This window comes from Streptomyces sp. NPDC034670 (assembly GCF_055574875.1).
Genome location: NZ_JBVITR010000017.1, coordinates 41,096 through 62,348, shown reverse-complemented (window position 1 = coordinate 62,348; position 21,253 = coordinate 41,096). Strand labels below are relative to the sequence as shown.

Annotated in this window: 19 protein-coding genes; 9 read left to right on the top strand and 10 right to left on the bottom strand. The window is 75.6% G+C overall.

The genetic code is table 11. From position 1 onward, the window contains the following. Nucleotides 1-17: 17 nt before the first annotated feature. Both ACZ56B_RS14635 and ACZ56B_RS14630 read left to right on the top strand, forming a co-directional pair. Nucleotides 18-845, top strand: coding sequence for an MOSC domain-containing protein (locus tag ACZ56B_RS14635; protein ID WP_468789823.1), 828 nt, complete (start codon nt 18-20; stop codon nt 843-845). 233 nt (nt 846-1,078) lie between these two features. Next, on the top strand, nt 1,079-3,526 hold the full coding sequence (locus ACZ56B_RS14630; RefSeq protein WP_468789822.1) for a right-handed parallel beta-helix repeat-containing protein: 2,448 nt from the start codon (nt 1,079-1,081) through the stop codon (nt 3,524-3,526). Nucleotides 3,527-3,539: 13 nt separating this feature from the next. On the opposite strand, the gene ACZ56B_RS14625 is transcribed toward ACZ56B_RS14630, so the two are convergent. Further along, the gene (locus ACZ56B_RS14625) at nt 3,540-5,789 is read right to left on the bottom strand and encodes a hypothetical protein (RefSeq protein ID WP_468789896.1); all 2,250 of its coding nucleotides are present in this window, start codon (nt 5,787-5,789) and stop codon (nt 3,540-3,542) included. A 424-nt stretch (nt 5,790-6,213) separates the two neighbouring features. Between ACZ56B_RS14625 and ACZ56B_RS14620 the strand changes: the two genes are divergently transcribed. Next, nucleotides 6,214-7,056 (top strand): DeoR/GlpR family DNA-binding transcription regulator, encoded by an 843-nt coding sequence (locus ACZ56B_RS14620; protein WP_468789821.1) that lies wholly within the window; start codon nt 6,214-6,216, stop codon nt 7,054-7,056. A gap of 111 nt (nt 7,057-7,167) precedes the next feature. Here ACZ56B_RS14620 and cds1 read toward each other — a convergent pair whose 3' ends face one another. After that, the gene (gene cds1, locus ACZ56B_RS14615) at nt 7,168-8,292 is read right to left on the bottom strand and encodes an L-cysteine desulfhydrase Cds1 (RefSeq protein ID WP_468789820.1); all 1,125 of its coding nucleotides are present in this window, start codon (nt 8,290-8,292) and stop codon (nt 7,168-7,170) included. Nucleotides 8,293-8,628: 336 nt separating this feature from the next. On the opposite strand from cds1, the gene ACZ56B_RS14610 reads away from it, so the two are divergent. Beyond that, nucleotides 8,629-8,952: a hypothetical protein gene (locus tag ACZ56B_RS14610; RefSeq protein ID WP_159530002.1), complete on the top strand. Its 324-nt coding sequence runs from the start codon at nt 8,629-8,631 to the stop codon at nt 8,950-8,952. 195 nt (nt 8,953-9,147) lie between these two features. Continuing rightward, nucleotides 9,148-9,690 carry an ATP-binding protein gene (locus ACZ56B_RS14605; RefSeq protein WP_468789819.1) on the top strand — a complete coding sequence of 181 codons (543 nt, stop codon included), beginning with the start codon at nt 9,148-9,150 and terminating at the stop codon, nt 9,688-9,690. Nucleotides 9,691-9,787: 97 nt separating this feature from the next. Here ACZ56B_RS14605 and ACZ56B_RS14600 read toward each other — a convergent pair whose 3' ends face one another. Beyond that, nucleotides 9,788-10,210: a PPOX class F420-dependent oxidoreductase gene (locus ACZ56B_RS14600; protein ID WP_468789818.1), complete on the bottom strand. Its 423-nt coding sequence runs from the start codon at nt 10,208-10,210 to the stop codon at nt 9,788-9,790. Between the two features lie 288 nt (nt 10,211-10,498). Next, a complete protein-coding gene (locus ACZ56B_RS14595) occupies nt 10,499-11,746 on the bottom strand; it encodes an ROK family protein (protein WP_468789816.1) in 1,248 nt (415 codons plus the stop codon). 300 nt (nt 11,747-12,046) lie between these two features. On the opposite strand from ACZ56B_RS14595, the gene ACZ56B_RS14590 reads away from it, so the two are divergent. Continuing rightward, the gene (locus ACZ56B_RS14590) at nt 12,047-13,180 is read left to right on the top strand and encodes a methyltransferase (protein ID WP_468789895.1); all 1,134 of its coding nucleotides are present in this window, start codon (nt 12,047-12,049) and stop codon (nt 13,178-13,180) included. Between the two features lie 12 nt (nt 13,181-13,192). Here ACZ56B_RS14590 and ACZ56B_RS14585 read toward each other — a convergent pair whose 3' ends face one another. After that, complete coding sequence (locus ACZ56B_RS14585) at nt 13,193-14,059, bottom strand: class II fructose-bisphosphate aldolase (RefSeq protein ID WP_468789814.1); 867 nt, start codon at nt 14,057-14,059, stop codon at nt 13,193-13,195. A 21-nt stretch (nt 14,060-14,080) separates the two neighbouring features. Continuing rightward, a complete protein-coding gene (locus ACZ56B_RS14580) occupies nt 14,081-14,962 on the bottom strand; it encodes an SIS domain-containing protein (protein ID WP_468789894.1) in 882 nt (293 codons plus the stop codon). A gap of 134 nt (nt 14,963-15,096) precedes the next feature. Between ACZ56B_RS14580 and ACZ56B_RS14575 the strand changes: the two genes are divergently transcribed. Further along, a complete protein-coding gene (locus tag ACZ56B_RS14575; RefSeq protein ID WP_468789812.1) occupies nt 15,097-15,876 on the top strand; it encodes a DeoR/GlpR family DNA-binding transcription regulator in 780 nt (259 codons plus the stop codon). A gap of 83 nt (nt 15,877-15,959) precedes the next feature. Next, entirely contained in the window at nt 15,960-17,795 is a 1,836-nt protein-coding gene (locus ACZ56B_RS14570; protein ID WP_468789810.1) for a glycoside hydrolase family 15 protein, read from the top strand. 4 nt (nt 17,796-17,799) lie between these two features. Here the strand turns inward: ACZ56B_RS14570 and ACZ56B_RS14565 are convergent, their stop codons facing one another. Next, nucleotides 17,800-18,789 (bottom strand): hypothetical protein, encoded by a 990-nt coding sequence (locus ACZ56B_RS14565; protein ID WP_468789808.1) that lies wholly within the window; start codon nt 18,787-18,789, stop codon nt 17,800-17,802. A 621-nt stretch (nt 18,790-19,410) separates the two neighbouring features. Between ACZ56B_RS14565 and ACZ56B_RS14560 the strand changes: the two genes are divergently transcribed. Next, entirely contained in the window at nt 19,411-20,082 is a 672-nt protein-coding gene (locus ACZ56B_RS14560; protein WP_468789806.1) for a phosphatase PAP2 family protein, read from the top strand. Between the two features lie 163 nt (nt 20,083-20,245). Here the strand turns inward: ACZ56B_RS14560 and ACZ56B_RS14555 are convergent, their stop codons facing one another. The 3 genes from ACZ56B_RS14555 to ACZ56B_RS14545 form a co-directional block, all read right to left on the bottom strand. Then, a complete protein-coding gene (locus ACZ56B_RS14555; RefSeq protein WP_468789804.1) occupies nt 20,246-20,404 on the bottom strand; it encodes a hypothetical protein in 159 nt (52 codons plus the stop codon). Further along, complete coding sequence (locus tag ACZ56B_RS14550; RefSeq protein ID WP_468789802.1) at nt 20,401-20,709, bottom strand: hypothetical protein; 309 nt, start codon at nt 20,707-20,709, stop codon at nt 20,401-20,403. Before ACZ56B_RS14550 ends, ACZ56B_RS14555 begins: the two co-directional genes overlap by 4 nt. 346 nt (nt 20,710-21,055) lie before the next feature. Then, nucleotides 21,056-21,253: hypothetical protein (locus ACZ56B_RS14545; protein ID WP_468789800.1), on the bottom strand; the 198-nt coding region annotated here is incomplete at its 5' end.

Here is a 21,253-nt window from a genome sequence, read left to right as displayed (position 1 = left end):
GCTGGCAGGATGGCCCCATGGGGAACGCGCGCCTGCACTCGCTCCACGTCCACCCGGTCAAGGCCTTCCGGAGCCTGGCGCTCCGGGAGGTCGCCGTGGAGCCCTGGGGGCCGGCCGGGGACCGGCGCTGGATGGTGGTCGACGACGGGGGAAAGGTCGTCACACAGCGCCAACAGCCGCGCCTCGCACAGGCCGTCGCCGAGCTCCTGCCCGGCGGCGGCGTCCGGCTGTCCGCGCCGGGGGCGGAGCCGGTGACGGTGCCCGTCCCCCGGTCCGGCGGGACGGTCCCGGTGACGATCTTCCGCGACGAGGTCGAGGCGGTCCCGGCCGAGGACGACGCCGCGCACGCCTGGTGCAGCGCCTACCTCGGCGTCGACGTACGCCTCGTGCACCTGGACGATCCGGCCACCCGCCGGCCGGTCGACCCGGAGTACGCACGGCCGGGCGAGACCGTCACCTTCGCCGACGGCTATCCGCTGCTGCTCACCACGACCGCCTCGCTCGACCGTCTCAACTCCCTGATCGCAGCGGGCGACCACCCGGACGAGGGCCCGCTGCCGATGAACCGCTTCCGGCCGAACGTGGTCGTCGAGGGCACCTCCGCCTGGGAGGAGGACACGTGGACGCGCGTCACCATCGGCGAGGTCGCCTTCCGCGTCGCGAAGCCCTGCGGCCGGTGCGTGGTGACGACCACCGACCAGGAGACCGCCCGGCGCGGACGGGAACCGCTGCGCACCCTGGCCGCCCACCGGGGGACCGGCGACGGGCTGCTCTTCGGGCAGAACCTGGTGCCCCTGTCCACCGGCACGATCCGGGTCGGCGACCCCGTGGAGGTCCCGGCGTAGCGGTTCGCGCCCGCGCGGACGGGGCCCGGGCCCGGGGAGGGCGGGCCCGGGCCGGGCGGGACGGGCACCGGCAGCCGTCCGCGTCCCGGCTCCGGTCAACCTCGCGCCCGCGCGCACGCTACGGTGGTCCGGCCGGACAGGTCGGCGGCGACCCGCGCGAGCCGCGGGGCCGGCCGCGGCGTCCGACGGGCGAACGAGCCACAGGCACGACGAGGTGGGGGCACGGCTACACCATGGCACAGGGCACGGTCCAGGTGACGCACACCGGCACATCGAGGTGGCGCCGCCGCACGGGTGAGTACGCGACGCTCGCCGCCGCCCTGGAGGCCGCGGCCGACGGCGACGTCCTCACCGTCGCCCCCGGCACCTACCGGGAGAACCTCGTCATACAGCGGTCGGTGACCCTGCGCGGTCCCGAGGGCTCCCCCGGGTCGGTGCGCCTCGCGCCCGCGGACGGGGTCCCGTTGACCGTGCGCGCCTCGGCGGTGGTGCGGGACCTGCACGTGGAGGGCCAGGACGCCGCCGCCCCGGCGATACTCCTCGAGGAGGGCACCCCGGAGCTGCGCGACGTCCGCGTGGTCACCCGCTCCGCGGCCGGCCTGGAGGTGCGCGGCGGCGCCCGGCCCACGGTGCGCCGCTGCACGGTCGACAACCCGGCGGGCATCGGCATCGCCGTGCTGGACGGCGGGGGCGGGGTCTTCGAGGAGTGCGAGGTGGTCTCCGCGGGGCAGGCCGCCGTGGCCGTGCGCGACGGCGGCCGTCCCCGCCTGGAGCGCTGCCGGGTGCACCACGCCTCGGGCTCGGGACTGACCGCGACCGGGGAGCACTCGGCGCTGGAGGCGGTGGGGTGCGAGGTCTACGAGGTGCGCGGCAGCGGGGTCCAGGTGACGGACCGCGCCACCGCCCACCTCACCGACTGCGAGGTGCACCGCACCACCGGGGACGGCGTCACCCTCGACACGGACGCGGTGCTCACGCTGGCCGACTGCCGGATCCACGACATCCCGGAGAACGCGGTCGACCTGCGGTCCCGGTCGGTGCTCACGCTGACCCGCACCAGCGTGCGGCAGTTCGGCCGCAACGGCCTGTCGGTGTGGGACCCGGGCACGCGCGTGGACGCCAACCAGTGCGAGATCTTCGACAGCACCGGTGACTACCCGGCGGTGTGGGTGAGCGACGGCGCCACCGCCGTACTGGACTCCTGCCGGGTGCACGACGTGCCGGACGCGCTGTTCGTCCTCGACCGCGGTTCGCGCGCGGACGTGGTCGACAGCGACCTGTCGCAGGTGCGCAACACGGCGGTGTCGGTGAGCGACGGCGCCACCGCGCAGCTCGACGACTGCCGGATCCACCAGGCGTCGACCGGCGCCTGGTTCCGGGACCACGGCAGCGGCGGCACGCTCAGCAACTGCACCCTGGACGGCACGCAGACCGGTGTGATCGTCACCAAGGGCGCCGACCCGACCGTCGAGCGCTGCACGGTCGACTCCCCCGCCGAGGCCGGCGTCTACGTCTCGGCCGGCGGCCGCGGCACCTTCCTCGACTGCCGGGTCACCGGCAGCGGCGGCTACGGCTTCCACGTGATCGACGGCAGCCGTACGACGCTCAGGAAGTGCCGCACCGAGCGCTGCGCGCGCGGCGGTTACGAGTTCGCCGAGGGCGGCGCGGACGCGGCCCCCGGCGCGGGCGGTCCGGTCGTCGAGGACTGCACGAGCGACGAGAGCGGGAGCCTGAGGGCGCCCGCGCCGGAACCGGCCGTGCAGACGACGGGGGGTACCCCGGGCCTGCTGGGCCCGGTTCCCGGCCGGCGCGCCGAACCCGCGCCGCCCGCCCCGGAGCCCGCCGCGGAGCCCGTGGCGGAGCGGGAGGCGCGCTCCTCGAAGGACGTCCTCGGCGAACTCGACGCGCTGGTGGGCCTGGAGAGCGTCAAGCGGGAGGTACGGGCCCTCATCGACATGATCGAGGTGGGCCGGCGCCGGCAGCGGGCGGGGCTGAAGGCGGCGTCGGTCAAGCGGCACCTGGTGTTCACGGGTTCTCCCGGCACCGGCAAGACCACCGTCGCCCGCCTGTACGGCGAGATCCTCGCCTCGCTCGGCGTGCTGGAGAAGGGACACCTGGTCGAGGTGTCCCGGGTCGACCTGGTCGGCGAGCACATCGGCTCCACGGCGATCCGCACCCAGGAGGCGTTCGAGAAGGCGCGCGGCGGTGTGCTGTTCATCGACGAGGCGTACGCGCTCTCCCCCGAGGACGCCGGGCGCGACTTCGGCAAGGAGGCCATCGACACCCTGGTGAAGCTGATGGAGGACCACCGGGACGCGGTGGTGGTGATCGTCGCCGGCTACACGGCCGAGATGGAGCGCTTCCTCTCGGTCAATCCGGGGGTGGCGTCCCGTTTCTCACGGACCATCACCTTCGGCGACTACGGCCCCGGGGAACTGCTGCGGATCGTGGAGCAGCAGGCCGAGGAGCACGAGTACCGGCTGGCGCCGGGGACGGGCGAGGCGCTGCTGAAGTACTTCACGGAGGTCCCCAAGGGGCCCGCGTTCGGCAACGGGCGCACCGCGCGGCGGACGTTCGAGGCGATGGTCGAGCGGCACGCGGGCCGCGTCGCCCAGCTCGACGAGCCGACCACCGACGACCTGACCCTGCTCTACGCCGAGGACCTGCCCGCGCTGCCCTGAGCACCGCCCGCCGCTACGCCGAGGGCACGGGGGGCCCGGCCGGGCCGCCGCCCCCGGGGTCCGCCGTGCGCCGGGGCGCCGGCACGTCCGGCCGCAGCCGGGCGAGCAGCCGGCGGCGCTCCTCGGCGAACGCCGGGTCCGCCTGGTAGTCGGAGTGGCCCAGGATCGGCGCGGGCAGCGGATGGGCCTCGGTGCGGCCGTAGGCGAGGGGGTCCCTGAGCGGGGCGCGGTCCACCTCGGGGCCGCGGCCGCCGGGCAGCCGCACCGGACCGCCGATGGGGTCGGTGAGCCGGTACAGGTTGCGCCAGCAGTCGACCTCCCGGTGCAGGGAGCCGAGCGCGGCCGGGCCGAAGTGGGCCGGGAACCAGCGGCCGTACAGCCGCTCCAGCGGGGAGCCGTAGGTCAGCAGGGCGACGCGCCTGCGGGTGGACGGCGGGAGCTGCCAGGCCGCCGCGGCGGCGAGGACGCTGCCCTGGGAGTGGCCGGAGATCACCAGCCGCCCGCCGGTGGAGCGGGTCCAGGTGGCGATCCGCCAGGTCAGGTCGGGCACCGCGCGCTCGGCGTAGCAGGGCGGCGCGAAGGGGTGGGCGGCGCGCGGCCAGAAGGTGCCGACGTCCCACAGGACGCCGATGGTGCGCCGCGCGGAGGCGTCCTTGTAGGCGCGCCGGCCGCAGGCGACGAGGAGGACGAAGCCCAGCCCGATCAGCCAGGATCCCAGCGCCTGCGCGGTCTCGGCGGCGCCGTGGACGACGGCGTGGGAGTCCCGGGCCGCCGCGCCGGGCGTCCGGTCGGTGAGCGTGGCGCCGACGAGGGCGCCGGCGCCCAGCAGCAGGGTGGCGGCGGAGGTGGCGGCGACGACGCGCGGGGCGCGGTCGGTGAGCGCGGCCAGGGTGCGGGCGGTGGCGATGCGGCGGGTGCGGCCGGCGTCCCCCGTCTCGCCGGGGTACTCCTGTTCCACGGCGGCGCGCTCGGCCCGCGCGACGTGCCAGGCGCGCCGGGCCAGCCAGCCGCACAGCACCACCAGCAGCACCAGCAGCGGCGGGATCACGGACGCCTGCCAGGTGAGCAGCACCGGCGGCCCGGGGATCGACGTCCCGGTGCCGTCCAGCCAGTCGGACATCCGCTGGGACACGCCGCCGGACATCACCCCGCCGAGCGCGCAGGCGAGCATGGCGACCGCCGGCCCGGCCAGGCCCCGCATCGCGGCGCGCCGGTCGGGGGCGGAGCGGTACAGGACGTGGGCGGCCCCGGCGAGGAGGATCACCAGCAGGCCCTGGGCGAGGGTGAGGGCGCCGAAGGCCGGGTCGCCGGGCAGCCGGCCCGCCGACTCCCACCCGTCGCGTTCCCAGCCGGCGTACAGGAGGGTCAGCGCGAGCAGCACGAGGGCGGCGAGGGGCAGGCGCCGCACCAGGGCCGCGTCGAGCACGTCGTCCGGGCGGCGTTCGCTGCGGCCCCGGCGGCACACCACCCACACCACCGCGCACGCCCCGGCCACCAGCGCCGCCTCCAGGAGCACGCCGAGCACGCCCAGGACGGCGGGGCCGCCGGGCTCGCGGTCGTGCCGGGCGGCGGCGGAGCCGACCGCGGCGGCGACCGTCAGCAGTCCGGCGGCGGTGTGCGCGGCGCGCAGCCGCGCGACCAGGCGCCGGCCGTACCAGAAGCCGGGCCGGTTCAGCGCGGTGCGGTCGCCGGCTTCCTCGGGCTCGGGGTCGTGGGTCATCGGCTGCTGGGACTCGTACGCGCTCCAGGTGCGCAGCGACAGGTACCACAGCAGGCCGGTCAGGGCGGTGGGCACCAGGGCGGCGAGGGCGAGCCTGCGGCCCGGGAGGCTCCACCAGCCGCCGTCGGAGGCCTCGGGCGAGAGGAAGCCGAGCCAGGAGTGCCGTGCGGCGCACGCGCGCGTGCCCGCGCACTGCCAGGCGGCCAGGTCCAGGGCGACCTCGCAGGCGGCCGCGACGAGCAGCACCGTCAGGCTCAGCCCGGCCAGCCGGACCAGCAGTCCGTACAGCCGGACCGTGCGGGCGCGGTCCCGGCTGCACGGGCGCATCCAGTGGGCGAGGTTGACCACCATGAAGGGCAGCAGCAACAGCCACAGGGCGCGGGTGCCGTTCCCGGAGGTGAGGTTGCACCAGACGTAGGCCTCGGGGACGGGTCCGTCCCGGCGGTCGTCGGGCCGCTGTTCCGCGTCGGCGTCGTCGGCGCGCCGGAACACGGCGGCGACGTCGTCACCGGTGATCCGGACCGTGCGCGGGTCGTCGAGCATCTCCTCGGGGGTGGTGCCGCCCACCCCGTGGACCAGGAGTTCCAGGGCGGCCCCGGACGGCCCGGGCCGTGCGGCGGTGCCGTCCGTGCTCCCGGCCGGCCCGTGTTCTCGCGGCTCTCGCGTACGTTCCACTGATGCGCACTTCCCCCGGTGACACGTCGTCGGCTCCGTCCGTGCGGGCACAGGATCTCCCGTGCCGGGACGGCTCACACCTCTCGTCACGGAATCTCCCCGATCCGCGTGACGGGCAGGCACCCTACGGGACATCACTGACATGCACGCGGCGATCCACCGGTGGCGCCCTCCGGGTCCCGGCGTGCGAGGATGGGACGTCCGCGCACCGGCGGCGCGGAGAACGCGCTCGTCGGAAGGGGTGCCCGGGGCGGCGTGTCGGACGGTTTCGAGCGAAAGGACCGGAGCGTACGTGAGCGAGAATCAGAACCTCCTCGCGGAGCAGCGGCGCGCCCTGATCCTCGACGAGGTCCGGCGCCGGGGCGGGGTCCGGGTCAACGAGCTGACCCGCAAGCTCGGCGTGTCGGACATGACCGTCCGCCGCGACCTCGACGCGCTGGCCCGGCAGGGCGTGCTGGAGAAGGTGCACGGCGGGGCGGTCCCCGTGGTGGAGGCGAGCACGCACGAACCCGGGTTCGAGGCCAAGTCGGGCCTGGAGCTGAGCGCCAAGGAGGACATCGCGCGGGCGGCGGCCGAACTGGTCTCCCCGGGCGCGGCGATCGCGCTCTCGGGCGGTACGACGACGTTCGCGCTGGCGCACCGGCTGCTCGACGTCCCCGATCTGACGGTGGTCACCAACTCGGTGCGGGTGGCGGACGTCTTCCACGCGGCGCAGCGCACCTCGGGTCCCCGGCAGGGGGCGGCCACGGTGGTGCTGACCGGCGGGGTGCGCACCCCGTCCGACTCGCTGGTGGGTCCGGTGGCCGACCAGGCGATCGCGGCGCTCCACTTCGACCTGCTGTTCCTCGGGGTGCACGGGATATCCGTCGAGGCGGGCCTGTCGACGCCGAACCTCGCGGAGGCCGAGACCAACCGGCGGCTGGTGCAGTCGGCGAGACGCGTGGTGGTGGTCGCCGACCACACCAAGTGGGGCACGGTGGGGCTGAGTTCGTTCGCCTCCCTGGACCAGGTCGACACCCTCGTGACCGATGCCGGACTGCCGGACGAGGCGCGCGAGGAGATCGCGGAACGTCTGCGGCGGCTGGTGGTGGCGGGTGAGCCCGAGGAGGAGGACGGGGAGCCCGCGGACACCTGACGGGCCGCCGGCCGGGGTGCGGGGTCCGGCCCGCCGCAACCCCGGCCCCGGTCAAGGGGGTTCGGCCCATGACCCCCATCTCCCCCCGGGCCCGACGGCGGGGCCCGTCCGTCAGCCGGGCCAGGCCCCCGTCCGCAGCAGGGAGTCGATCGCCGCCGCGTAGGGCGCGGGATCCAGGCCCTGCTCGGCCAGCCAGGCGTCCGAGTAGTACTTGTCGAGGTAGCGGTCCCCCGGGTCGCACAGCAGCGTCACCACGCTCCCCCGCCGCCCGTCGGCCACCATCTCCGCGACGATCTTCAGCGCGCTCCACAGGCCGGTGCCGGTCGAGCCGCCCGCCTTGCGGCCGATGACCCGCTCCAGGGCCCGCACGGCGGCCACACTGGCCGCGTCGGGCACCTTCATCATCCGGTCGACGGCGCCGGGCACGAAGCTCGGTTCCATGCGGGGCCGTCCGATGCCCTCGATGCGGGAACCGCGGTCGCAGGTGACGTCCGGATCGCCGGTGGTCCAGCCCTCGAAGAAGCACGAGTTCTCCGGATCGGCGACACAGATGCGGGTGTCGTACTGCATGTAGCGCACGTAGCGCGCGAGGGTCGCCGAGGTGCCGCCGGTGCCGGCCGTGGCGACGATCCAGGCGGGTTCCGGGAACCGCTCCAGCTCCATCTGCCGGAAGATCGATTCGGCGATGTTGTTGTTGCCGCGCCAGTCCGTGGCCCGTTCCGCGTAGGTGAACTGGTCCATGTAGTGGCCGCCGGTCTCCGCCGCGAGGGCCGCCGACGCCTCGTACATCGTGCGGGGGTCGTCCACGAAGTGGCACCGCCCGCCGTGGAACTCGATCAGGCGGCACTTCTCGGCGCTCGTCGTGCGCGGCATGACGGCGATGAAGGGCACGCCGATCAGCTTCGCGAAGTACGCCTCGGAGACGGCCGTCGAACCGCTGGAGGCCTCGATCACCGGACGGTCCGGCCGGATCCAGCCGTTGCAGAGGCCGTAGAGGAAGAGGGAGCGCGCCAGCCGGTGCTTGAGGCTGCCGGTGGGGTGGGTCGACTCGTCCTTCAGGTAGAGGTCGACGCCCCACCGCTCGGGCAGCGGGAAGCGCAGCAGGTGGGTGTCGGCCGAGCGGTTGGCGTCGGCCTGGACCCTGCGCACGGCCTCTTTCAGCCAGGCCCGGTAGGCGGGGTCGCCGTGGTCGACGTCGGGGGTGGCGCCGGTCGGGGCAAAGGGGGAGGTGCTCACGGCGGGCTCCTTACGCTGAGCGCCGACGGCGTCCCGTGCGGTCGGCGCACCGATCATAGGCACCCTCCGCACCACTTCCCACCTGCATAAACGCTCCTTTGGGCGGCTCAAAGGCACCCTGGGGCAAAGGGGGCGCATGAACGCGGGGGCATGAGGACCCGAGTGCTCCGGGCGCCCCGGGGAACGGGGGCGCGCGCACTGGTGCTCCACGGCGGACGGGGGCAGACTGCACCGGCGGGAGCAGGTCCCCGTACCGGGGCACACCTGCTTCCGGACACGAGCCGGGCCCGCGGAGCGCGGTCCGGTCACACCGACGCGCACAAGGGGGCGGGTGGCATGGCGGAGCCGGAGTTCACGGCCACGGGCGTGCGGATCGGCAAGCGGCTGCGGTCGCTCACCCGGGCCGGCCAGGTCCGGATCAGCGACGGCAGGCTGGAGTTGCTCACCAGCTACGGCAGTGAGATCGACAGCGCGCCGGTGCAGGCGGTCCGCGCGTCCCGGCCCTGGTTCGCGCCCGAGGACCGGGCGCTCGCGGATCTCAACGGCAAGCGGTACCTGCTGACCCTGGGCGACCACGATCCCGCGCCGGGCGAACCGGGCCCGCCCGCGGCCCGCCGTTTCATCGAGGCCGTCCGCCGGGCGTCGGGGCGCGGCGCCTGAGATGACCGTGACTTGCGTCACTTCGCCTCGTGCGTCACGCTGGTCCCACGTCACTCTGGGTTTACCGGCGATAACGCTGCGAACCAGCCCGCCGGCCACGACAGCAGGCGGCAGCGTCACGCGGACGCCCTGCTGGATCCGTACTCCGTGTTCTTCCGGACGTCTTTCCGGACCTGACATCGGGGAGTCGCAGCCGTGATCAGTCATCCAAGCAGGCACTGCACGGTGGAGCTCCAAGCCCTGCCGTCGCGGATCGGCCAGGTCCGCAGAATCGTCTCTGCGCAGTTGCGCTACTGGCACATGGATCCTTTGATAGACCGGGCCTCGCTCGGTGTGACGGAGCTGTTGTCCAACGTCCACCGGCACGCCCTGCCCGACAAGACGTGCACCGTCGAGATGGAGCTGCTGCTCGACCGGCTCAAGGTCTCGGTGCGCGACCACGACCCGCGTCTGCCGGTCGTGGAGGACGCCGGTCCGCTCGCCACGTGCGGGAGGGGGCTGGCCATGGTGGCCGCGATGAGCGAGAGCTGGGGCGCGCTGCCGGACGGCGACTGCGGCAAGGTCGTGTGGTTCACCCTGCCGACGCCCTCCGCGACCGCCCCGGCGGCCTGGGACCGGCATCCGCGGCTCGCGGCCGGCGAGCGTCCCGATCCCCGGTTCGCGCAGGTGGCACTCGCCGAGCCCGCCGAGGACCGCCGGCCCGAACCCGCCCCCGCCCGGTCCGCCGTCGTCGGCTGACCGGACGGCGGCGCCGTCCCGGCCGTTCGTCCGCCCGCGCCCGCGCCGGTGCCGGGCGTCCGGCACCGGCGCGCCCCGCCGGCTCTCCCGCGGGGGGTCAGGCGGACGCCTGGTCGCTGTCCTTCATGGCGCCCCAGCCGTGCCAGCGGTCGACCTCGATCCAGGCGCTGACCCGGGCGCGCTTCCGCTCCGGGTAGGCGCGGCCGGTGTAGTGCCGGGAGAGGCGGTCGATGTCGGTCAGACCGTCGTCGTCGCGCAGGTCGACGACGCGGCCGAGCAGGGTGACGTGGGTGTACCAGTCGTCCTCGGCCAGGACGGTGAGGGTGATGCGCGGGTCGCGGCGCAGGTGCTTCAGCCGCACCCGGCCCTCGTCGAGGTTGACCAGCGCGCGGCCGTCCTCCCACAGGTACCAGGTGGGGGTGGAGACGGGCGCGCCGTCGGAGCGGACCGTGGCCATGACACAGGGGTTGGGACGGCGCAGCAGGGCCTCGGCCTCGGGCGGCAGTGGGGGCTTGGACACGACGGTCTCCTCCGGTGTCTTCGAACGTGGGGGTCCCGCACGCTGCGTACGGGTCGTACGGGTGCTCAGGGGGCGGCGCCCGGGACGCTCACGGTGAGCCTGTCGGTCATGGTGTCGGCTTTCCTGTCCGTCGGGTCCGTCGGGCCGCCTCCCGCGACCGGTGCGCGTGGATCCGCGACCGGTGCGCGTGGATCATTGTGCGCCGTCGGCCGGGCCGCGGGGGGCCGGTCGCGGGCCGACCCGCCGGGCCGGGTGTCCGGTCCCCCGGAAACGATGCGGGCCGCACCACTACGACAGCGCCGCCAGCGCCGCCAGCGGATCGTCCAGCACCGGCTGCCAGGCCAGCTCGGCGGCGCCGACCAGGCTGTTGTGGTCCAGGGTGCAGGCGAGGATCGGCACACCGCCGCTGCGGCCCCACAGACTGCGGTCGGCGACGACGGCGCGGAGCCGGTCGGGGTCGGCCTCCAGGAGGGTGCGGTGCAGGCCGCCCAGGATGATCCGGTCGGGGTTGAGGATGTTGACCAGGCCGGCCAGCCCGGACCCGAGGCGGTCGATGAGGGCCTCGGCGGCCGCGCGGACGGCCGGGTCGTCGTACTGTCCGCGGATCAGGTCGTCGGCCTGCTTCAGCAGGGACGTCTCGGGGCCCGGGACGCGTCCCGCCGCGGTGAGGAGGGCCAGCGGGTCCGTCTCCACGTCCAGGCAGCCGCGGCTGCCGCAGTGGCAGGGCCGGCCCTCGGGGTTGACGGCGAGGTGGCCGACCTCCAGGGCGAGTCCCGAACTGCCCGAGTGCAGACGGCCGTCGAGCACCAGCGCACCGCCCACACCGCGGTGGCCGGTGGCCACGCACAGCAGGTCGCGGGATCCGCGCCCGGCGCCGTGCCGGTGCTCGGCCAGGGCGGCGAGGTTGATGTCGTTGGCCGCGAAGACGGGTCCGGGGAGGCCGGCCGCCCGCACCTGCTCGGTGAAGATCTCCCGCACCGGTGCGCCCGCGGGCCAGGCCAGGCGCAGCGGGCTGAGGGCCAGCCCTTCCGGTTCGGCCACCGCCGAGGGCACCGCGAGACCGGCGCCCACGCACCGCCGTCCGGTCTCCCGCAGCAGCTCCGCGCCGGCCGCGACGACGGAGCCCAGCACCTTCGCCGGGTCGGCGTCGACCGCCTCGCAGCCGGGTGTGGTCGCCACGATGCGGCCGCCGAGCCCGACCAGCGCCGCCCGGAAACCGTCGACGTGCACCTGCGCGGCGAGCGCGACGGGGCCGTCCTCGGCGACCGAGAGCCGGTGCGAGGGACGCCCCTGCGAACCGGCCGCCGCGCCGGGACGGGCGTCCACCCGGATCAGTCCGAGCGCCTCCAGCTCGGCGGCGACCGCTCCGGCCGTGGCCCGGGTCACCCCGAGCTCGGCGGTGAGGACCGCGCGGGTCGGCGCGCGTCCGGTGTGCACGAGCTCCAGCGCGGGGCCGAGCGCCCCGCGCCCCCGGTCCAGCCGCGTCCTCGAGGTGGTCCCTGCCCCCGCCGGCCGGGGGTCCGCCTTCCCGCTCATGAGGGCGAGTCTCCCATGATCCGCAACCGGCGCCGCCTGCCGCCCGCTCACCCGCGGGGCGGTCCGGTCCGCCGAGCCGGGCGGGGAGGGGGGCCACCGGGACGCCGTCGCCGTCGACGGCGGTGCGGGGGCGGCCGTACGGGTGCCGGTGCCGTCCCGGGCGTCCGGCCGGCCGGGCACGCGCCCCGCGCCGGGCGCCACCCGCGCACGGGCGCGGGGGAACGGCCCGGCCTCCCTCCGTCCCTCCCGACCCGTCCCGACCTGCGGCTCGGCTAGCCTGGTCGCACGATGAACGACCGTATGACGACTCCGTGGGGCGAGCCGGTGCTGGCCCGTTTCCCCGAGGACCCGCGTGAGAGGCTGCGCGCCTGGGACGCCTCCGACACCTACCTCCTGAGGCACCTCGCCGAACGGCAGGTCCCGCTGTCCGGCACGGTCGTGGTCGTCGGGGACCGCTGGGGCGCGCTGGCCACGGCGCTCGCGGCGCACCGGCCGACGCAGATCACCGACTCCTGGCTCGGGCAGGAGGCGACCCGCGCGAACCTGGCCCGCAACGGCGTCGAGCCGGGCGCGGTCCGGCTGCTCACCACGCAGGACCCCCCGCCGGACCGGGTGGACGTGCTGCTGGTGCGCGTGCCGAAGAGCCTGGCGCTGCTGGAGGACCAGCTGCTGCGGCTGGCCCCGGCGGTGCACGGGGGCACGGTGGTCGTCGGCACGGGCATGGTGAAGGAGATCCACACCTCGACGCTGGACCTCTTCGAGCGGATCCTCGGCCCGACCCGGACCTCGCTGGCCGAGCGGAAGGCCCGGCTGATCCTCTGCACGCCGGATCCCGCGCTGGAGCGTCCCGCCAATCCGTGGCCGTACCGCTACACCCTGCCCGACGGCATCGGCCCGGTCTCCGGGCGGACCGTCGTCAACCACGCGGGCGTCTTCTGCGCCGACCGCCTCGACATCGGCACCCGGTTCTTCCTGAAGCACCTGCCGACCGGCCGCAGCGGCGGCCGGGTGGTGGACCTGGGCTGCGGCAACGGCGTGGTCGGTACGGCGGCAACGCTGGCCGATCCGCGGGCCGAGGTGCTGTTCACGGACGAGTCCTTCCAGGCGGTGGCGTCCGCCCGGGCCACCCACCGGGCCAACGGCGCCCCCGGGCACGCCGAGTTCCGGGTCGGCGACGGCCTGACGGGCGTACCGGCCGGCAGCGTCGACCTCGTGCTCAACAACCCGCCCTTCCACTCCCACCAGGCGACCACCGACGCCACGGCCTGGCGCATGTTCACCGGCGCCCGGCGCGCCCTGCGCCCGGGCGGCGAGCTGTGGGTGGTCGGCAACCGGCACCTGGGGTACCACGTGAAGCTGCGCCGGCTGTTCGGGAACGGCGAAGTGGTGGCGTCCGACCCGAAGTTCGTGGTGCTGAAGGCCGTGAAGCGCTGACCGGCCGGCCGCTCAGGGCGCCGCGGGGACCGGGCCGAGCGCCCCGATGACCGCCGCCACCGTCCGGGTCATCGCCTCCCGGCCCGCCGTCAGGTAGCCGCGGGAGTCGACCGCCTCGGGGCGGGCGGTGAGGAACTCCCTGATCGCGCCGGTCATGGCGACGTTCAGGGCCGTGCCGACGTTGACCTTGGCGATGCCGCCCGCGACCGCCGCGGCGAGCTCCTCGTCCGGCAGGCCCGAGGAGCCGTGCAGGACGAGGGGGACGTCGAGGGCCGCGCTCAGGCGGGTGAGGAGGCCGTGGTCGAGGGCGGCCGTGCGGGTGGTCATGGCGTGGGTGGTGCCGACGGCGACGGCCAGCGCGTCCACCCCGGAACCGGCGACGAAGGCACGGGCCCGGTCGGGGTCGGTGCGGGCGCCGGGGTCGTGGGCGTCCGGCGGGGGCTCCCCGTCCTTGCCGCCGATCCGCCCCAGCTCCGCCTCGATCCACAGGCCCCGGGCGTGGGCCCAGTCGGCGGCGGCCCGGGTCGCGGCGAGGTTCTCGGCGTAGGGCAGCCGGGCCGCGTCGTACATCACGGAGCCGAAGCCGGCGTCCGGTGCCTGGCGCAGCAGGGCGTCGCTCCGTACGTGGTCCAGGTGCAGGGCGACGGGGACGGCGGCGCGTTCGGCGGCGGCGACGGCGGCGCGGGCGAGCGGCAGCAGGCGGCCGTGGCGGAACCTGACGGTGTTCTCGCTGATCTGCAGGACGACGGGGGCGCGCACCGACTCCGCGCCGGCGATGACGGCCTCGACGTGTTCGAGGGTGATGACGTTGAACGAGGCGACCGCGGCGCGGTGCGCGGTGGCGCGGGCGACGAGCTCGCCGGTGGGTGCGAGGGGCACGGCCTGTCCTTTCCGGCGGGGTCAGGGCGCGAGGACGACCGAGCGGGTGAGGTGGCGGGGGTGGTCGGGGTCGAGCCCGCGGGCCGCGGCGACGGCGACCGCGAGGCGCTGGACCCGGACGAGTTCGGCCAGCGGGTCGAGGGTGCCCTCGATCCACAGTCCCCCGGTGCCCCTGACCTGCCGGGCCAGGCCGTCGGGGGCCGGTCCGAGCATCCAGGTCGCCGTTCCGCGGGTGGTGACGCTGATGGGGCCGTGCCGGTACTCCATCGCCGGGTAGGCCTCCGCCCACGCCAGTGCGGCCTCGCGCATCTTCAGCCCGGCCTCGCCGGCCAGGCCGACGGTCCAGCCGCGGCCGAGGAAGGTGAACTGGGAGCAGCCCGCGAGTCCTTCGGGCAGGGGTGCTTCGAGCGCCGTCCGGGCGTCCTCGACGACCGCTTCGGTGTGCAGGCCCAGGTGGGCGCGGAGCAGGGTGAGGGCGGTGGTCGCGAACCGGGTCTGGACGACGGAGCGTTCGTCCGCGTGGTCGAGGACGACCTGCTCGTCGGCCAGGGACACCACGGGCGCGGCCGGGTCGGCGGTGACCGCCGCGGTGCGGGTGGTGCCCTTCAACCGCCCGAGCAGGTCCAGGACTTCGGTGGTGGTGCCGGAGCGGGTCAGGGCGAGGACCCGGTCGTAGGAGCGGCCGTGCGGGAACTCCGAGGCGGCGAAGGCGTCGGTCTCCCCCCGGCCCGCCGTCTCGCGCAGGGCCGCGACCGCCCGGGCCATGAAGTACGAGGTGCCGCAGCCGACGACCGCGACCCGCTCACCGGGCGCCGGCAGGGCCGGGGCGTGCTCCGCGGCCTGTGCCGCGGCGCGGCTCCAGCACTCGGGCTGGCTGTTGAGCTCGTCCTCGACATGGGCCATGCCGCCCCCCGGCCGCTCGGTGATTGTTGTTGCAAGATAGAGCGGGGTTTCGCGCAGAATCAAGCATCCGGAGGGAAGAAGGGGGTGCGTTAGGGTCGCCCGAGGACGCGGAACGGCCGGGAACAGGAGGGCGGATGTCGCGGGACGCCCGCTGGAAGACGCTGCTGGAGCTGCTCGTCGAGCGCGGCCGGCTGGACGTCGGGGAGGCGGCCGCCGAGCTGTCGGTGTCGGCGGCGACGATCCGGCGCGACCTCGACCGGCTCGCCGAGCAGCGGATGCTGGTGCGCACCCGGGGCGGCGCGGTCGTGCACGGGGTCTCCTACGAGCTGCCGCTGCGCTACAAGACCGCACGCCGCGCCCCCCAGAAGCAGCGCATCGCGAAGGCGGTGGCGGACCTCGTCGCGCCGGGCGAGGCGGTCGGCCTGACCGGCGGCACGACCACCACGGAGGTGGCGCGGGCACTGGCCGTGCGCGGTGACCTCACCTCCGGTCCGCCCGCGCTGACCGTGGTGACGAACGCGCTCAACATCGCGAACGAGCTCGCGGTGCGGCCGCAGTTCAAGATCGTGGTGACCGGCGGGGTGGCGCGGGCCCAGTCGTACGAGCTCGTCGGGCCGCTCGCGGACGGGGTACTGGAGCAGATCACCCTCGACGCGGCGGTGCTCGGCGTCGTCGCCTTCGACGTCGCGCACGGCGCCACGGCCCACGACGAGGCGGAGGCCGCGATCAACCGGCTGCTGTGCGAGCGCGCCGAGCGGGTGATCGTGGCCGCCGACTCCAGCAAGCTGGGCCGGCGGGCGTTCGCCCGGATCTGCGCGACCGATTCGGTGGGCACGCTGGTGACGGACGCGTCGGCGGATCCGCGGACGGTGCGCCGGTTCGAGGAGGCGGGGGTGCACGTCGTCGTGGCGTGATCCGCCGGCCGTCCCGGCGGCCGGTACGGCAGGGGGTGCCTAAGCTGGCAGGGGCGGGGGGTACCGGAGCCGAGGAGGCCGCGATGAACGGTACGGCCGGGGAGCGGGACGCGTCGGGGAAGGGCCGGTACGTGCCGATCGCCGACCACGGGCTGATCGGCGACCTGCGCACCGTGGCGCTCGTGGGGACCGACGGCACCGTCGACTGGTACTGCTGCCCGTCCTTCGACTCGCCGAGCGTCTTCGCGGCGGTCCTCGACGCCGAACGCGGCGGGTGCTTCGAGCTGGCGGCGGCCGTGCCGGCGCGCACCAAGCAGTTCTACTTCCCCTACACCAACGTCCTGATCACCCGGTTCTTCACCGAGGACGGCGTCGGCGAGGTCCAGGACTTCATGCCCGTCGTCGAGGAGGCGGGCGCGGAGGGCCGGCACCGGCTGATCCGGCGGGTGCTGTGCGTGCGCGGCTCCGTCCCGTTCCGGACGCGGGTGGCGCCGCGGTTCGACTACGGCACCCGGCCGCACACCGTGCGGGTGACCGGCGACCTGGCGGTCTTCGACGGCGAGGGGCTGTCCCTGGCGCTCACCGCGACCGTCCCCCTGGAGGAGGAGGGCCCGGACGTGCGGGCCGGGTTCAAGCTGGCCGAGGGCGAGACGGCGGTGTTCGCGCTGGACCGGGTCGGCGGCGAGGTGGCCCCGAGCCGGTGCGCGTGCGGCGAGGCGGAGGAGCAGTTCGGCGCGACGGTGCGGTACTGGCGGAACTGGCTGTCCTCCTCGCGCTACCGGGGCCGCTGGCGGGAGATGGTGCACCGCTCCGCCCTCACCCTGAAGCTGCTCACCTACGCACCGACCGGGGCGATCGTGGCGGCGCCGACGACCAGCCTGCCCGAGGAGATCGGCGGGGAACGCAACTGGGACTACCGGTACGTGTGGGTGCGCGACGCGGCGTTCTGCGTGTACGCGCTGCTGCGGCTGGGCTTCACCGAGGAGGCCAAGGCGTTCATGGGGTTCGTCTCCCGGCACATCAGCCCGGGGCACGAGACCCCCTCCGGCCCGCTGCAGATCATGTACGGCATCGACGGCCGCACCGACCTCCCGGAGTCCGAACTCGGCCATCTGGAGGGGCACCAGGGCTCCGCACCGGTGCGCGTCGGCAACGCCGCGGCCGATCAGCTGCAGCTCGACATCTACGGGGCGCTGATCGACTCCGTCTACCTGTACGACAAGTGGGCCGAGCCCGTCTCCAGCGAGCAGTGGGACCACGTGTGCGCGCTGGTGGACTGGGTGTGCGCGCACTGGGACCAGCCCGACGAGGGGATCTGGGAGATCCGCGGCGGGCGGAAGAACTTCCTGTACTCGCGCCTGATGTGCTGGGTGGCGATCGAGCGGGGCATCCGCATGGCCAACCGGCGCGGCCTGCCCGCCGACCTGCCGCGCTGGCAGGCGAGCCGCGACACCGTCTACCGGCGGATCATGAGCCACGGCTGGTCCGAGACGCGCCGGGCCTTCGTGCAGCACGAGGACGGGGACGTGCTGGACGCCGCGGTGCTGATGATGCCGCTGGCGAAGTTCATCGCGCCGACCGACCCGAAGTGGCTGTCCACGCTCGACTCGCTCACCGAGGGCCTGGTGTCCGACTCGCTGGTCTACCGCTACGACCCGCAGGTGAGCCCCGACGGGATGCACGGCGACGAGGGGACGTTCTCCATCTGCTCGTTCTGGTACGTGGAGGCGCTGACCCGGGCCGGGCGGCTCGACGAGGCGTCCCTCGCCTTCGAGAAGATGCTCACCTACGCCAACCACCTGGGCCTGTACGCCGAGGAGATCAGCCGCAGCGGGGAGCAGCAGGGCAACTTCCCGCAGGCGTTCACGCACCTCTCCCTGATCAGCGCCGCGTTCACCCTCGACCGCGCCCTGGGCTGAGGCCTCAGTGGCCGTGGCCGTCGGAGTGCTCCGGTGCGCCGCTCCCGGAGTGCTCCGGCGTGTCCCCGCCCGGTGCCCGCGCGTCCGTCTCCTGTGCGGCCCGGACCGTGAACGCCGCCGTGCGGACGACTCCGCCGTGCTTGAAGTCCAGGAACAGCCGGTAGGTGCCGCTGCTGGGCGCCGCGGCCGTGAAGGAGACCTCCGGACCGGGTTCGGTCGTGCCGTCGCCGGGTTCGCCCCGGGGGTGGACGTGCAGGTAAGCGAGGTCGCCGGAACGCAGGGCGACCAGGTGGCCGTAGGCGCCGAGGTAGGGCTGGAGGTCGGTGACCGGCCTGCCGTCGCGGGAGACGGTCAGGCGCAGTTCCTCCGCCCGGCCCGGGCGCAGGGTTCCGGTCAGTTCGACCTCGTAGCCGTCGACGCGCGCCGTGCCGGCGGGGCGCGGCAGTTCCCGCGGGCGGTAGGCGCCGGAGACGGCGAGGTCCGCGCCGAGGGTGAGGCCCCGCGCGCCCTCGCGCGCCGGGGTGAAGTCGGCGAAGACCCGGTAGCCGCCGGCCCGGGGCAGTTCGACGGGGGTGCTCCAGGTGCCGTCGGCGGCGCGGACCGGGTGCAGGTGGCGGTAGGTGAGCAGATCGCGTGAGGCCACGATGAGGTGGAGTTCCTTGTCGTGCTCGCGACGGTACTCGGTGACGGGTCGGCCCCGGTCGTCCCGGACGGTGAAGCGCAGCTCGGTGCGGTCCGAGGCGGTGACGTGCGGAGTCCCCAGGTCGAGGGTGTAGCCGCCCTCGGAGACCTGGAGCCCGCCGGCGGGAGTGGCTCCGTGCCCGGTGTGTCCGCCGCCCTTCCCGCCCTCGGGTGGTGACGGAACGTGTTGCTCCTCGTGCGCGGGCGCGCGGTCCGCGACGACCGGGTCGAAGCCCCGGCCGATGCCGTAGGCCGTGCTGAAGGTGGCGGCCAGGGCGGCCGCGAACGCGGTGATCCTCAGTCCGGTGTGCATGGCCTTCTCTCCTCGGGAAGGGGGATCCGGCTCGTCGCAGCCGGTCCCGATGCGGCTCACGATACCCCCCTGGGGTACCGAGTCAAGCCATGGACACGCTTGCGCCGAATACGGGGCGGGGGTATGCGCTCCCGGGTCTTCCCCTACCCCCGCCCGGTATGAGCACCGACCACCGGACAGCGCCCCGGCCGCTCCTCGCGGCCGGGGCAACCCGTGACCCTCCGTACCGTCGGCGCCGGGCGCGACGCCCGGCCCGGCACCCTGGCCAAGGGCCCGGAGGTCCTGACGAGGCGGCGGCCGGGCCGGCCGCCCGCGAGGCGGGGACCGCGCCCGAGGACGTGAGCGCCGGGGGCCCGCCGCGGGGCGAGGCGGACGTGGCCGAGCGGTTCCGGGCACGGGGGGCGTTCGGCCGCGGCGGTCGGCAACTCCCCGCGCCCGCACGCCTCCCGGGCCGCCCGGCCCGGGGCGGCCGGCCCGGCGCCGGGGCGGGCGACGCCCCGGTGTGGGGCGTGCGTACCGTGGGCACCTGGTGATCCCCGCCCCACGGTGCGGGGACACCGGACCCCGGACACCGGCCCCGTCCCGGGCCCTGCTCCACGACGCCACCGCGGGAGAGACGAGATGAGCGAGCCGACCAGCACCGACCAGGACGTCACCCGTCCGCTCACGACGCCCGTACCGCCCGCCGACGGGCTGCGCAGAGTCGCCTCGGCCGTGCTCGGCGACCTCAGGGCCGTGGACGGCGCCCTGTACGCGGCGGTGGCCGCCACGCCCACGCCGACCCTCGACCGGGCCCTGCGCCGGCTCTCCCACGCGGCCGACCACTCCAAGATCTCGTTCGCCGTCGCCGGGGCCCTCGCCCTGGGCGGGCCGCGGCCGCGCCGGGCGGCGCTGGCCGGCGTCGGGGCCATCGCCGTGGCCTCGGCGTCGGCCAACCTGCTGGGCAAGCGCCTGGTCCGCCGTGACCGGCCGGACCGGGAGGCGGCCCGGGTGACCGTCGACCGCCACGTGCCGATGCCGACGTCGGCGTCCTTCCCGTCCGGGCACACCGCCTCGGCCGTCGCGTTCGCCACCGCCGTCGGGACGGTGCTGCCCGCCGCGTCGGTCCCGCTGGGCGCGCTGGCCGGCGCGGTCGGTTACTCCCGTGTGCACACGGGCGTGCACTACCCGGGCGACGTGGCCGCCGGCGCGGTCCTGGGCATCGCCAGCGCCGCCACCGCCCTCGCCGTGGCGGCGGCCCGCTTCCCGGCCTCCTACGGATCCGGCAGGACGCTGTGGGGCCGGCGACGGTGACCGGCGGGCCCGCGGCCCGCGGACGGGACGACCGGACCGGGCAGCGGGAGGCGACCCCGGCCGCGCACCCGGGAGTCGCCGCCCCGGAGGTTCCCTCCCCAGAGGTGACCGGCCGTCATCTGCAGCCCCGTGCGCCTGCGTCGGCCGTTCGGGCGGTGCCCGGTCACCGTGCGGCCGGCCGGGTGCGCACCGGACGGGCGTACGGCTTGCGGGACCCGGACGGACCGGGGGCGGAGCGGTGGGGACGGCGCAGGATCTCCGCGCCGTTCGCAGCCGTGGCGGCGGCGGCCCCGCCGTGGGTGCGGGCGGCGCGCACGCTCACGCCCGCTCCCCGGGTGCCCGGTCGGGGTGGCCGCCGTGCACGGCCGCATGGAAGGGGTCGCCGGGGACGATCTCACCGGCTCGCACCGGCAGGCCGGTGAACGCCGCCTCGTACAGGGCGGCGGCGAACTCCAGGGGTGTCGCGGGCCTGCCGGCCGCTGCCCGGGGCCCCGTACCGGCGTCGCGTGCGTCGAGGAAGGCGCCCAGCCGGGCCGCGTGGGAGCTGGGGACGTCGTGCGCCGGGACGCGCCAGGCGGCGGCGCGGAAGGCGTCGAGCCGTTCCCGGTCCACATCGACGGCCGCCACCGGTGCGGTGCGGTCGGCGTGGGCGCGCAGCGCGGGCAGGTGGCCGCCGACGGCGGTGGCACCGGTGCCGACGACGGCGACGCGACGGCGGACGGGGGCATGCGGCGCTCCCCAGGAGGTCGGCGTGCGCGGTGCGCAGGGCGGGGGAGAGCGCGATCGGGAGGCAGCGGAGAAAACGCTTTCTCCTGTCCGCCGACCCCAGGCCGGACTGCCGGCCGGGACAACCCCGCGCCCCTCCGCACGCCCCTCACCCGGACACCTCCGAGCGGCGACCGGGAGCCGCGCCGGAGCGGCCGCCCTTGACCCCCGCTCTTGACGCGTCAATGTCAATGATGGCTTGATGTCCTCATGGGAGCGCTCCCACCTCACTCAGGGAAGGGAACACCATGCGCGTCCTCCGTTGTGTGCGCTTGCGCACGCCCCTGCTCCGCGGACTGCTGACCGCTCTGCTCCTGGCACTCCTCGGGGGGGGGGGGGGGGGGGGGGGGGGGGGGGGGGGGGGGGGGGGGGGGAGAGAGGGGGGGGGGGGGGGGGGGGGGGGGGA

What these genes read in the sequence shown, in the direction of transcription:
- ACZ56B_RS14635 (WP_468789823.1), top strand. Translation starts at nt 18, where the DNA reads ATGGGGAACGCGCGCCTGCACTCGCTCCACGTCCACCCGGTCAAGGCC.
- ACZ56B_RS14630 (WP_468789822.1), top strand. Translation starts at nt 1,079, where the DNA reads ATGGCACAGGGCACGGTCCAGGTGACGCACACCGGCACATCGAGGTGG.
- ACZ56B_RS14625 (WP_468789896.1), bottom strand. Translation starts at nt 5,789, where the DNA reads ATGCTCGACGACCCGCGCACGGTCCGGATCACCGGTGACGACGTCGCC.
- ACZ56B_RS14610 (WP_159530002.1), top strand. Translation starts at nt 8,629, where the DNA reads ATGGCGGAGCCGGAGTTCACGGCCACGGGCGTGCGGATCGGCAAGCGG.
- ACZ56B_RS14595 (WP_468789816.1), bottom strand. Translation starts at nt 11,746, where the DNA reads ATGAGCGGGAAGGCGGACCCCCGGCCGGCGGGGGCAGGGACCACCTCG.
- ACZ56B_RS14590 (WP_468789895.1), top strand. Translation starts at nt 12,047, where the DNA reads ATGACGACTCCGTGGGGCGAGCCGGTGCTGGCCCGTTTCCCCGAGGAC.
- ACZ56B_RS14580 (WP_468789894.1), bottom strand. Translation starts at nt 14,962, where the DNA reads ATGGCCCATGTCGAGGACGAGCTCAACAGCCAGCCCGAGTGCTGGAGC.
- ACZ56B_RS14575 (WP_468789812.1), top strand. Translation starts at nt 15,097, where the DNA reads ATGTCGCGGGACGCCCGCTGGAAGACGCTGCTGGAGCTGCTCGTCGAG.
- ACZ56B_RS14570 (WP_468789810.1), top strand. Translation starts at nt 15,960, where the DNA reads ATGAACGGTACGGCCGGGGAGCGGGACGCGTCGGGGAAGGGCCGGTAC.
- ACZ56B_RS14565 (WP_468789808.1), bottom strand. Translation starts at nt 18,789, where the DNA reads ATGCACACCGGACTGAGGATCACCGCGTTCGCGGCCGCCCTGGCCGCC.
- ACZ56B_RS14560 (WP_468789806.1), top strand. Translation starts at nt 19,411, where the DNA reads ATGAGCGAGCCGACCAGCACCGACCAGGACGTCACCCGTCCGCTCACG.